At 55.0% G+C, this 12,038-nt stretch carries 9 protein-coding genes; 6 read left to right on the top strand and 3 right to left on the bottom strand.

Annotated features, from left to right (window positions below):
* Positions 1 to 1,191 precede the first annotated feature (1,191 nt).
* Complete coding sequence (ctpB, locus tag HPC62_RS22050) at positions 1,192 to 2,532, top strand: carboxyl-terminal processing protease CtpB (RefSeq protein ID WP_172358539.1); 1,341 nt, start codon at positions 1,192 to 1,194, stop codon at positions 2,530 to 2,532.
* A gap of 83 nt (positions 2,533 to 2,615) precedes the next feature.
* Here ctpB and HPC62_RS22045 read toward each other — a convergent pair whose 3' ends face one another.
* The 3 genes from HPC62_RS22045 to HPC62_RS22035 form a co-directional block, all read right to left on the bottom strand.
* Positions 2,616 to 5,132, bottom strand: a complete 2,517-nt coding sequence (locus HPC62_RS22045) for a 5'-nucleotidase C-terminal domain-containing protein (protein WP_172358538.1) — start codon at positions 5,130 to 5,132, stop codon at positions 2,616 to 2,618.
* Between the two features lie 160 nt (positions 5,133 to 5,292).
* Positions 5,293 to 5,799, bottom strand: a complete 507-nt coding sequence (locus HPC62_RS22040; RefSeq protein ID WP_172359114.1) for a molybdenum cofactor biosynthesis protein MoaE — start codon at positions 5,797 to 5,799, stop codon at positions 5,293 to 5,295.
* A gap of 72 nt (positions 5,800 to 5,871) precedes the next feature.
* On the bottom strand, positions 5,872 to 6,762 hold the full coding sequence (locus HPC62_RS22035; RefSeq protein WP_172358537.1) for a GGDEF domain-containing protein: 891 nt from the start codon (positions 6,760 to 6,762) through the stop codon (positions 5,872 to 5,874).
* Positions 6,763 to 6,974: 212 nt separating this feature from the next.
* Between HPC62_RS22035 and HPC62_RS22030 the strand changes: the two genes are divergently transcribed.
* The 5 genes from HPC62_RS22030 (at position 6,975) to urtA (ending at position 11,923) form a co-directional block, all read left to right on the top strand.
* A complete protein-coding gene (locus tag HPC62_RS22030; protein WP_172358536.1) occupies positions 6,975 to 8,285 on the top strand; it encodes a TAXI family TRAP transporter solute-binding subunit in 1,311 nt (436 codons plus the stop codon).
* Between the two features lie 124 nt (positions 8,286 to 8,409).
* On the top strand, positions 8,410 to 9,027 hold the full coding sequence (gene ureG, locus HPC62_RS22025; protein ID WP_172358535.1) for an urease accessory protein UreG: 618 nt from the start codon (positions 8,410 to 8,412) through the stop codon (positions 9,025 to 9,027).
* Between the two features lie 216 nt (positions 9,028 to 9,243).
* On the top strand, positions 9,244 to 9,741 hold the full coding sequence (locus tag HPC62_RS22020; RefSeq protein ID WP_205370952.1) for a DUF3124 domain-containing protein: 498 nt from the start codon (positions 9,244 to 9,246) through the stop codon (positions 9,739 to 9,741).
* A 236-nt stretch (positions 9,742 to 9,977) separates the two neighbouring features.
* The gene (locus HPC62_RS22015) at positions 9,978 to 10,328 is read left to right on the top strand and encodes a hypothetical protein (protein ID WP_172358533.1); all 351 of its coding nucleotides are present in this window, start codon (positions 9,978 to 9,980) and stop codon (positions 10,326 to 10,328) included.
* 266 nt (positions 10,329 to 10,594) lie between these two features.
* A complete protein-coding gene (urtA, locus tag HPC62_RS22010; RefSeq protein ID WP_172358532.1) occupies positions 10,595 to 11,923 on the top strand; it encodes an urea ABC transporter substrate-binding protein in 1,329 nt (442 codons plus the stop codon).
* The last annotated feature ends 115 nt before the right edge of the window (positions 11,924 to 12,038 follow it).

Raw genomic sequence — 12,038 nt, 5'->3', positions numbered from 1 at the left:
CCTTGCTATAGACGACTCAGAATTGCGAGCGATACAGCGCATTAGGGCAAATTTACAGGTTGGCATGGAATTTTAGGGGCGATCGCCCGTCTGCACGCGCTCAGGCTTCGTTAAATTTCCTCAAAGGATGCTGGAAGATCGGGGGGAACTAGGGTTAAAGTAGCGGAAACCCAGTATATTTGGTGCGGAATATTTGGTGCGGATATATTTTTTCCATTGCGTCTGGTAAATGCATTCGGCTAGGTGGGTCTGAGTCTTCTAAATATGCTCAGTATTCGGTGCTTCTACCCGTTTTGTGCAGGAGTATTAATGAAAACTGTACTGTTCTGAGGCAGGTTTCTCTGAGGTAGGGTGGTTGCAGGACTGGCGCGATCTTAGGGTTGTTGTGTTCTTTGCAACCGACGGCTCTAAGGGCGATCGCCCATGTTGATTTGGAAATTTCTTCAGGTGAGGGCGCATCTGACATAATCTACTGCGTACAAGGTTGTGTGCGTGGCGGGTTGTGTCTAAAAGTTGTATTCAAAACCGCATGGGCTGTGTTTTGTGCATATCGTTGGCACTGACTCAGGGATAGCTTGGCTCGGTGCCTGATTTACTGAAGCTATCTAGTGATTTTTGTTACTCCCAAAATTTTCCAAACGAGCTACCTTTAGATAGATGAAGAAATGGCTTAAATCGTCTACAGCCACTATCCTCGACAGGACTCTGGACTGGGAGCAACTGGATGTATGCAGTGGTATGAGGCAATGCGGTTCGGGGCTGGCTGCCGTCGCCTGCAACCGCAGTCTCGATGAACCCGTCTATAGGGTTTGCCCAAGAAGTTATGGAGGGAGCAGCGTTTTCTGTTTCACCATTCCTGTTTCGCCCTTGTTTTACCCAGGTATTCAACAGGGCACCTCGAAAGATTCAGATCCTCTTGAGAATGGCTACGAGAAAACAAGGGTTTCAGGCTCCTAAAGTTCTCAATAAGGCAATTAATCGAGGTGCCCAACCGTTTGTTCCGGAGGTTTAAGCATCTGTGGTTTAAGCATCTGTCCTGTCTAAGCCAGTCCCAAGCTAAGCCAGACTCCAAACTAAACCAGGCTTCAAAACTGAATTAGCACACGCATCCTGCCGTGCTGGCGAATCCAGCGTGTGGCCGCGTATTGAATCCCTACGCTTTCCTGTCCCCCTCTATCCCGGTTACTGCCCATGCGCCGCTTTTTCAACCGCTCTCGTTTGCTCAATGCCGCTCTTTTTGGTGGAACTGTTGCCGCAGCCGCTACGGTTTCGCTGCTGACCCCCGTGTTCAGTTCGGCTGTGAACGCTACGCTTCAGGACAGCCCCAAGGCCCTGCTTGATGAGGCGTGGCAAATCGTGAATCGGGAGTATGTAGACAGCACGTTTAACCAGGTGGACTGGCTGGCAGTGCGCCACGAACTGCTCAGCGCCTCCTACAGTTCGCGGGAAGAGGCTTACAATGCATTGCGCCGCGCCCTCCAGCGACTACGAGATCCCTATACCCGTTTCATGGACCCGCGCCAGTTTGAAGTGCTAACGAGTCAGACCTCTGGAGAACTGTCAGGTGTGGGCATTCGGCTTCAGGCAGACGAGCAAACGGGCGCGATTACTGTGGTAGAGCCAATCCCCAACTCTCCGGCGGCGCGAGCGGGCATACAGGTGGGCGATCGCATTTTGTCGATTGATGGCGTTTCGACCGAGGGGATGACGCTGGAAGAAGCCTCGAATCGCATTCGGGGTGAGGTCGGCACGCGCATCGTTTTGCGGCTGCAACGACAGTCGGAAGAGGCGACCGACCTGACGCTAACGCGGGCCCGCATTGAGCTTCCCAATGTCCACTACACCTTGAAACAAGAGCAGGGCACTCGCGTAGGGTATATCCGCCTGACTGAATTCAGCGCCCACTCGGCAGAACAAATGCATCGGGCGATTGAGGACTTGCTGAGCCAGCAGGTGCAGGGCTTTGTGCTGGATCTGCGGGGCAATCCAGGAGGGTTGCTGCAGGCCAGTATCGACATCTCGCGTCAGTGGTTGGGCAATGGACTGATTGTCCGCACGGTGGATCGGTACGGGGCGAACGAGCGGATTCGGGCCAATCGCACGGCGCTGACGGACTTGCCGCTGGTCGTGTTGGTGGACGGCAGTTCTGCCAGTTCCAGCGAAATCCTGACGGGGGCGCTGATGGACAATCGGCGGGCCACGATCGTCGGCACCAAGACCTTTGGCAAAGCGCTGGTGCAGTCGGTGCATTCGCTGTCGGATGGGTCTGGTCTGGCGGTGACGATCGCCCATTACTACACCCCCAACGGCACGGACATCAGCCAGCGCGGGATCACGCCCAATGTGCAGGTCAACCTGACCGATAGCCAGCGCCAGCAGCTTGCCGCAAACCCCACCTCGGTTGGCAGCCAGAGCGATCCCCAGTATGTGCGGGCGATCGCCGTTCTCCGGTCTACGATTGCAGCCCAGCCTGCCCGTCCGATTCCCGCTCAGCGGGCCAGTGCCCCCCGCGCCCCCCGCATGAGCAACTAAACGCAGCACCTCGCAAATGCAAAAGGCACGGCGCATCGCGCCGTGCCTCTTATGCGCTTTTATAGGCTGGCTTCAGACCCGCATCAAGCGAACGTCTCTGCGGTCGCAAACGTGGTCACAAAGTCGGTGCGGTTGAGCGCACTGGCTCGCACGCCTAGCAACTCCGCCAGCAGGTCATTACCAGCCCGGATCTGAACACCGCGAGTGGTATCGGTAAAGCGCAGATTGCCGAAGCGCAAATTGCCCGACAGACCGATCTTGTCTACGCCGTCTTTGTAGTCCACGATTGTGTCGAACCCAGCGCCGCGCGTCAGCACAAAGGTATCTGCGCCCGCTCCGCCAATGCAGGTATCGCGGCCTAGCCCGCCAACCAGCACATCTTTGCCAGGGCCACCGTTGAGGCGATCGCCCCCACGTCCACCCTCCAACAAATCGTCGCCCTGCCGCCCGTTTAGCACGTCGGCTCCACCCAGCCCTTGCAGCAGGTCGTTGGCAAATCTGCCGACAAGACGGTTGCGGCCGTTGGTGCCCACAAGCTGAACCCCAAACACGTTGTCGCCTCGAACGCCGAGGTTCTGAATGCGGCGATCGCGCTCTGCGGGCGTGTCTGCCTTGGTAAACGTGCCGCTCTGAGCCAGAAACTCTGCAAACGCATCTTGCTCACTACCTGCATCTGTAAACGTCGCCACCCCATCCGGCAGGCTCACTGGTCCGTCGATCACGCCATTCCGGTTCAGGTCAATACTCGTCTCGCCTAATAAATCCACCCGATTCGCCAGGGTTGGGTTTTCTCGCACAAACCGGAAGAACGGATAGCCATCCCCGCTGGAATCTAGCGAACTCGTTCCCAGCAAAAAGCTGAGCGTCACCAATCGGAAGGTGCGGTTCGGATCGCCCACAAGCTGACCGTTCCGAACAATGATTTGCGTAAAGTTGCCATTGGCATCCGTCAGCGCCGCCGACTGGATGCGCTCTCCGGCCGTGGTCACGGTGCCATCGCTCGCGAGTCGCTGGGCCGTCTTGCTGGCATCGAAGCTAAAGGAGATGCCGCCAATTTGAGGAAACGCGCCAGGGGTTCGTCCCGGCCCAACGCCCGAAACACCATGCTCTAGCACTTCCTTCAACTGTGCCGCTGTGACGGTAATCAGGCTCAAGCCATTGTTAAAGCGCAGCGAATTTTCGATGTCCAGTTGCGACAAATCCCCTTCTTGTTTATTTGCCTCCGGGTTAGCTGGTGGAGGGAGAGTCACGATATCGCTGGGGTCGGTTGCGCCCGGAGTGGGGGACACTGCGCCGATGTTGTCGCGGATGCCGCCGCCATTCTTCAGCGAGATCACCACAGAGGAATCCACCTGCCTTGCTACGAACAAGTTGGCATCCGCCGTCAGGTTGCCCAGGTTCGTCTCCTCCGTCCGCACCGAATTGCGCGTGCCGTTGAGAAATACTGTAGTCTTCCCAAAAATATTGCTGTCTTTGGTGTTGATGATGGTTCGTAGCTTGCCAAGCAAATCCACCACTTCTGGATCGGGTTCACCGGGGTTGACGGCCGTCAGCGCAGCCACGCTGGCTGTATCTGTGGCATAGGCCCCATTGACATTGGGATCGAGCTTTGACAGGTCAATTTTGCCGTCGTTGTCAAATTCCACCACCAGCCGCCCGACATACTTCCAGTTGCTGTCGGTGTTGACCACCAGCACAGGCCCAGTTGGAGAGTCCTCCACCAAGGGGTAAATGCCGCCTGCCGTATCGCCAGGGCGCAGTCGGTCGGTGCTGTCTGCCAGCAGGGTGTGGGAACCCCCCGCAATAATCACGTCTACATCGCGCAGCCGTCTGGCCAGTTCCCGCTCGATGAACAACTGCTGCATGTGCGCCACAATCACAATCTTGTTAATGCCAGCAGCAGTCAACCCATCGACCGATTTTTGAATTTCTACGGCGAGGGCATCTAGCTCAGCCGCACTGGGGTTTGCGCCAAAGGGCTGCGGCAGAATTTCAACATTTGGGCCGGGTGAGGAGATGACCCCTAATGTCGGAGTCGTTGCGCCGACAACCCCAATCCGTTCGCCGTTGACTGTCAACACGGTGCTTTTTGCAATGCTGTTGGGGGCTGCGGGCTGTCCATCCGCAACGACCAAATCTTCTAGCACAAAGTCTTGGCTGGGAGTGCCATCGTCTCCCGGATTGGGATCGGTGAAGTTCAGGTTGCTGCTGAGGTAGGGAAAAACCGTGCCCCGATATTCGCGATCGCGCCGAATTAGAGATACAACGGTCGATTCACCCAGGTCAAATTCGTGGTTGCCCAAGGCAGAAGCCTGAAATCCCATCTGGTTGAGGATTTCAATATCGACGCGCCCGACTCCCTCGCGGAACGTATAGTCATCGCCGGGAGCAGGGGATGAGGTGGTTTTTCGGAGAGCGCGATCGCTCCCAGAAGAGAAGAAGGGGCCAGGAATGTAGTTATCACCCGAAGACAAGATTATGGTGTTGGTGTAGTCATCCTTCAGCGCGTTAATCACTGTAGAGAAATTAACCGCATCGGTGAAAGCCGGGAGACCGCTTTCCATGTCGGAAGCGTGCAGAATTTGCAGTTGAAAAGCCATAGGTTTTGTTGAAGCGATTTGGAGGCGCTCGATGATAAATGAATGCCTCACAAACGATCCCACGGCGAGATTAAGCGAGTTTAATCTCGTTATTAACGTCTCGTAATTGGATGATTAACCTTCCTTAAGGTGACCCTAGACACGACATCTGGGCTTTTTCCTAACAGCCTGTGGGCGACTGTTCGCACGCGCCAATGCTGACCCAACTGGTGGAGCCGTCTGCCCAGTGTTCCTTTTTCCAGATGGGGGCGTTGTGTTTCAGCGTGTCGATGGCGTACTGGCAGGCGGCGAAGGCTTCGGCACGATGGGGACAGCCCACGGCAACCAGCACGCTGATTTCGCCAACGACCAGCTTGCCTGTGCGGTGATGGATGATGACATGACTCACATCGGGCCAGGTGGCGCGAATTTCGGCGGCGATTTGCTGAAACACCTTCAGCGCCATCGGCTCATAGGCCTGGTATTCCAGCGCGATGACGGGCTTACCGTCGGTTTCCTGACGCACCATGCCGCTCATGACCACCACTGCGCCATTGGCCGGGTCATCGGCCAGGTCATAAATCTCTGGCAGCGACAGGGGCGCAAACGTAATTGCGAAGTGGTCGCTGGGGTGGGGAGCGGCGGGGCGGCTGGCAAAGGCACTGGCAGAAGGGGCGATCGCACTCATATTGGCGCACTCATTCAGAAAAGTCACTCAGAAAAGTCGTTTTAGGACAGCCGCCTCAAGAAATTGCAAGCATTACTCGCTATTATGCCGTGGGGCGTTCGCGTCGGGATACATCGCAAACTGGGCGGCGTTTTTGCCCCTGTGCTTAACCTGATACATAAGCTGGTCAGCATAGTGAATCAGCATGGTCTGGGAAGAGGGCGGCTGGGTACAAACTACAACGCCAATACTAACGGTGATAGGGCTTTGCTCTGCCTGCATGGTGATTGCAAGCTGTGTCTGAATTCGGGAAATGGCAGTCTTGGCAGCGCTGAGATCGGTTTCAGGAAGCAGCAGGGCAAATTCGTCCCCGCCGAGTCTGGCAAGCAGGTCGGTCTTGCGGATGCTGTCTCGAACCACCTGAGACACGAGCTTTAGAATGCGATCGCCCTCCAGATGCCCCCCCTGATCGTTGACCTGCTTGAAGTTATCCAGATCGAGATAGGCAATGGCGAACGGGCGAGCATAGCGGCGCGATCGCTCGATTTTCTGCGCCAGCTTCTCGGTAAACACGCGAACATTGATTGCATGGGTTAGCTCGTCCATGCTAGACAGCCAGCGGAGCCGATCCTGTGTTTTGCGAAGTTTCGTGATCAGCGTGCTGGTGACAAGAAAAAACCCGAGTTCCGTGACGCTCCGCCAGAGGGAACTAATTGTTTCAGTGTAGACAAATCCACTGGAATACTCGGCTACAAGGAAGATTACCAGAAAACTAAGTAACGTGGTATAGAGAGCAACGGGTTGCGGCGAACACCAAGCTGCCCAGGCGATGGGAATTAGGTAGAACAGGGACAGCACGATATCTGAACCCAGGAGATGATCTAGCCGACCAATCGTCAGCACGGTCAGCGTGTAAACTGCAACCTGAACCCAGATTGGTTGATGCGCGATCTGCTCAATCCAATTGCCCTGCTCAATTCTCATGGGTTGAGATGTTTTCTGGAGTCATTGTCAAGTCTTTAAGGCAAGTCTCTAAAGCTAGTCCACCGAGTTCAGTTCGGTCAGCAAAGGCGGTCAAGAATGCAAGCAGCTTTCGATTCAACGCATTTAGAACTGTAGGTGGCCACTTCTGTCATCTGGTGTTCGTCGGGTCGTTGCCCTATTGGATCGAGTATTATCTCATTCGGTCAGAGCCTATGCAGAGTAAGTTTGCAATTCCAATTGTGGTGCTGAGCGTGTTGGGAGCGATCGCCTTTGCGGCCCAGTGGACGATCGAGCGGCAGCGGGTCTATTCGCTCACCATTGCCACGGGCAACGCAGACGGAGAATACTACGCCTTTGCTACGGCGCTGTCGAGCGTGGTCGCTGCCCACGAACCCAAGATTCAGATTCGCGTGCTGGAAACCGACGGCTCCCTGCAAAATGCGAAACTGCTGGCTGAGAGCGAAGCGGATTTAGGCATTATCCAAGGCGACACGTCGCTAGACCCGTCTGTGCAGGCGATCGCCTACCTGTTTCCCGAAATCTGCCACCTAATTGCCGCGCCCAGCGCCAACATTCGCCAGTTCACCGACCTGCGCGGCAAGCGGGTCGCTGTTCCGCCCCAGGGCAGCGGCTCCTACCCCATCTTCAAGCACTTCCAGACCCACTACAACCTTATGGACAGCGACTTTCGCCCGCTGCCCATGACTACCGCCGAATCTTACGAAAAGCTGCAAGCGGGCGAGATCGACGCGCTGTTTCGTGTGATTGCATTGGGTAGCCCTTCGGTGCGGGGTCTGCTCCAGCGCACCCAGGCGCAGCTCGTGCCGATCGACCAGGCGGAATCCATGCGGCTGACGCTGCCCGTGCTGGAAGCCAGCGAAATTCCCAAAGGCACCTACGACGGGGCGCTGCCGATTCCTGACGAAGATATTCCCGCTGTGGGGCTGCGAGCGATTTTGGTAACGCGGCGGGATCTGGAACCAGCGATCGCCAAAGTGATTACCCAAACCCTGTTTGAATTTCGCAACGAACTGGTCAGCCAGTATCCCCGTGCTGCGCTCATGCGCCTGCCCGATGCCCGCGAAAATCTGGGTCTGTCGCTGCATCCTGGCGCTCGCGATTATTACAACCAGGACGAACCCGCCTTTTTGGTGGAATATGCCGAGGTCATGGGCTTTCTGCTGTCCTTTGCGGTGCTAGCTGCGTCTAGTCTGTGGCAATTTCGCCGCTGGCTGGATGAACGCCAGAAAAATCGTGCTGATATGTACAACCTCAAGGTGCTGGCGCTGCTCGAAAAAGTAGAACAGGCAAGCACCCCGGAGGAACTGGAATCTCTGCGCCAGGCTCTATTTGAAATGTTTCACAAAGTCGTGACCGACCTTGACACCGACCGCATCTCCCAGGCTTCGTTTCAGTCTTTTACCTTTCCCTGGGATGTGGTCCTCAGCACGATTCGCCATCGAGAATTGTTGATGAGTCGTGCGATGGATTACAAAGATCAGAAACCAGAAATGCGACGATGATAGATTTGGGTGGGAGCGAAGAGCGAAGAACGAAAAAAGAAGAACGAAGAACGAAAAAAGAAGAACGAAGAACGAAAAAAGAAGAACGAAAAAAGAAGAACGAAGAGCGATAAAAGAGACTCTGATGAATACTTTTCGTGTTGGTATTGCTGGCCCTGTGGGTTCTGGAAAGACGGCTTTGGTTGATCGCTTGTGTAAGGCGATGCGGGAGACGTATAGCCTAGCGGTGGTGACGAATGATATCTATACGAAGGAAGACGCGCAGTTTTTGGTGCGGAGTGAGGCGCTGACGGGCGATCGCATCGTGGGCGTGGAAACGGGCGGCTGTCCCCACACGGCGATTCGCGAAGATGCCTCGATTAACTTGGTGGCGATCGAACAGCTAGAGCGGCAGTTTCAGCCTGATTTAATCTTTGTGGAAAGCGGCGGCGACAACCTCGCGTCTACCTTCAGCCCGGAACTGGTGGATTTGACGATCTACGTGATCGATGTGGCCGCTGGGGACAAGATTCCCCGAAAGGGCGGCCCGGGCATTACGAAATCTGACCTGCTGGTGATTAACAAAATCGACCTAGCTCCGCTGGTGGGGGCAGACTTGGGCGTGATGGAGCGCGATGCCCGCAAGATGCGCGGCAACAAGCCGTTTGTCTTTACAAATCTGAAGATCAATCAGGAGCTAGAAACTATTGTGCAGTTTATTGAGCTGCACATGGGCAAACCGTCTTTGCAACCGTCGGCTTGAACGGAATGAGGATGAGGGCGATCGCTCCCCAAGAACGGAATTTGAACCAGAATTCCGCAATAATAGCAACAAGCAGAAGGCACTGTATCTCGAACGCAAGCAAGAACGTGGTGACAAGTCTCAAAGCAGATCTCAAAAACTCGCAAAAAGATGCGCTCCGGTAAACCAGCGAAATTCCTATCAGCGATCTGCGGAATCCTTCTGGCGATGACAGGGATGACCTGTTCCACCCAGCCGCCAGAGCAACTGCCAGCGACGATCGTTCAGCAAGAGGCAACGCTTCAACCCGTCTTTCTAAATCCTGAGAAAATCATCGACGGACAGACGGTTTATGTTCCGGTCTATTCGCACATCTATCATCATAACAACCCGCGCAATGCGGTCAACCTGTCGGCCACGCTGAGCATTCGCAATACCGATGCAGAACACGCCATTATCATTACTGCCGTGCGCTACTTCGACTCTGAGGGTGAGATGATTCGTCAGGATATTACGGAGCCATCGAAACTGGGGCCGCTGGCTTCGGTCAGCTTTTTTGTGGCAGCAAACGATGTGAGCGGCGGCGCGGGCGCAAACTTTTTGGTGGACTGGGTAGCAGAAACGGCTGTTTCAGAACCCGTGATTGAAGCGGTCATGATCAGCACTTCGTCTTCTCAGGGCATTTCTTTTGTCAGCCCTGGGCGAGTGGTGAAACAGCGGGACGTTGCGCCGTAGTGCTAATTCGGCTGCCGCAATGCTGCATCAAACGAAGCCGTTTCTTCTTAAGATTATCTTTGGGATTGATGAGACTTACGCACTTGCAATAAGCTTTCTGGGGTCTGGACAATTTCTCGCGGGCTACGCCCGCGAGAAATTGTCCAACTGCGTAAGTCCTAATTAAGAATGCCCTAGAATCGATAGCGTTCCTCAATCAAGCGCATGGGCAACCCAAACCGTATCCTTGATCTTGTTTGGGCGATCGCCGCCATGCCTACGAACTCATCCGCAACAGCGTAGACGTGATCCAGCGGGAAACCTTTAGCTCCGCACTAGATCTGGGTGTAGAAGCGCTCAAACTGATGGGCGTGCGCTCCTATCGGGCGCATCGGACCGCGAAAATTTTCAAACAGCACGATGAAGAGGTGCTGCGTGATGTAGCTGCGATGGAAGACGATGACACCGCTCTGATTGCGCGATCGCGCCAGTTGGCCCAAGACCTGGAGCGCATTTTGCAGGCAGACGCAGAAGATCGACGAGCCGAGGGCGATCGCGCCTGGGACATTTCCAACCTTAGAAAAGAAGCGGTCGAAAAAGACGCATAAAGCTGGCTAGAACTAGACTAAAGCGGTCTAAAGAGGTCTAGAGAGGCAAAGCTCGCCGCGCCAACTCAGCCAAACGCCAACTCAGCCAAACGACAGGGATGACTCCGCCAAAGTGCAGAAATAAGGTCTGAAAGCAGATTTATAAAAACTTAAGAACTTTAGTTTTGTAGCCTAAAGCACAAATGACAAGGGTCTACAGACCTAACATCACACCCTAGTATGATTAATCGTTCATTTCGCCCCCTCGCGATGAGGAGACGTGTTGCATGACAAGGCTATTTGGTCGTCGGAAATTTATGGTCTATGGCTCCGCCGCACTCGGAGCTAGCATGTTGCTCAAGGCCTGTGCTCCCTCTACTACCACTACGGCAAGTTCCCCTGCTGCGGATGCATCTTCGCCAACGACTCCTGCTTCAGGGGATGGCATCAAGGTGGGTGTCCTCCACTCGCTCAGCGGCACGATGGCCATCTCTGAGAAGTCGGTGGTCGATTCTACGCTGCTTGCCATCGATGAAATTAACGCATCAGGCGGCGTGCTGGGTAAGCAGATTATCCCTATCGTTGAAGACGGCGCGTCGGATTGGCCCACCTTTGCCGAAAAAGCCCGCAAGCTGATTGATCAAGATCAGGTCGTCGTTATCTTTGGCTGCTGGACTTCTGCTAGCCGCAAAGCGGTGCTGCCCGTGTTTGAAGAAAAGAACCACATGCTGTTCTACCCGGTGCAGTATGAAGGGCAGGAATGCTCCAAGAACATTTTCTATACGGGTGCTGCGCCTAACCAGCAAATCGAGCCGTCGGTGGACTGGCTGCTGGAAAACAAGGGCAAGGAATTCTATCTGGTCGGCTCGGACTACGTGTTCCCCCGTACCGCCAACACGATTATCAAAGCCCAAGTGGCTGCCAAGGGCGGCACGGTGGTTGGCGAAGACTACCTACCCCTGGGCAACACTGAAGTTGCGCCGATTATCGCCAAGATTCGTTCGGCTCTGCCCAACGGCGGTGTCATCTACAACACGCTGAACGGCGACAGCAACGTGGCCTTCTTCAAGCAACTGCAAGGCGCAGGCCTCACACCGGACAAGTATCCCACCATGTCGGTGAGTATCGCAGAAGAAGAAGTGCAGGCCATCGGCAAGGAATACTTGCTTGGCCATGCTGCTGCCTGGAACTACTTTATGACGGTCGATTCGCCCGAAAACAAGAAGTTTGTGGATGCCTTCAAAGCCAAGTATGGCGACAATCGTGTGACCAACGACCCGATGGAAGCGGGCTACATCTCTGTCAACATCTGGAAGCAGGCAGTTGAAAAAGCTGGCGCAGAGGGCACACCGACTGACCTAGAAGCAGTGCGCTCTGCTGCCTACGGTCAAGAATTTGCCGCGCCCCACGGCCCGGTGAAGATGTTCCCCAATCACCACATTTCCAAGACGGTTCGGATTGGTGAAGTGCGGGATGACGGCCTGTTTGAAATTGTCTATTCCACGCCCGCCCCGGTCGATCCGGTGCCTTGGAACCAATACGTTGCAGAAACCAAGGGCTTTGCCTGCGATTGGACGAGAACCGATGTCAGCGATCCGGGCAAGTTCCAGATCTAGAGATAGGTCACTGGTTTCTTAGATTTCTCGCGGGCGTGGCCCGCGAGAGTTTCTTTACCTAGCTCGGCTATAGCTGAGCTATAGGTAACGGGTTGCCTATTGCTGACTCATTGGG

The organism is Thermoleptolyngbya sichuanensis A183 (assembly GCF_013177315.1).
Classification (GTDB): Bacteria; Cyanobacteriota; Cyanobacteriia; order Elainellales; family Elainellaceae; genus Thermoleptolyngbya; species Thermoleptolyngbya sichuanensis.
The sequence above is the reverse complement of the archived record's forward strand: the minus strand, read 5'-3'. Positions and strand labels throughout refer to the sequence as shown.

What these genes read in the sequence shown, in the direction of transcription:
- ctpB (WP_172358539.1), top strand. Translation starts at nt 1,192, where the DNA reads ATGCGCCGCTTTTTCAACCGCTCTCGTTTGCTCAATGCCGCTCTTTTT.
- HPC62_RS22045 (WP_172358538.1), bottom strand. Translation starts at nt 5,132, where the DNA reads ATGGCTTTTCAACTGCAAATTCTGCACGCTTCCGACATGGAAAGCGGT.
- HPC62_RS22040 (WP_172359114.1), bottom strand. Translation starts at nt 5,799, where the DNA reads ATGAGTGCGATCGCCCCTTCTGCCAGTGCCTTTGCCAGCCGCCCCGCC.
- HPC62_RS22035 (WP_172358537.1), bottom strand. Translation starts at nt 6,762, where the DNA reads ATGAGAATTGAGCAGGGCAATTGGATTGAGCAGATCGCGCATCAACCA.
- HPC62_RS22030 (WP_172358536.1), top strand. Translation starts at nt 6,975, where the DNA reads ATGCAGAGTAAGTTTGCAATTCCAATTGTGGTGCTGAGCGTGTTGGGA.
- ureG (WP_172358535.1), top strand. Translation starts at nt 8,410, where the DNA reads ATGAATACTTTTCGTGTTGGTATTGCTGGCCCTGTGGGTTCTGGAAAG.
- HPC62_RS22020 (WP_205370952.1), top strand. Translation starts at nt 9,244, where the DNA reads ATGACCTGTTCCACCCAGCCGCCAGAGCAACTGCCAGCGACGATCGTT.
- urtA (WP_172358532.1), top strand. Translation starts at nt 10,595, where the DNA reads ATGACAAGGCTATTTGGTCGTCGGAAATTTATGGTCTATGGCTCCGCC.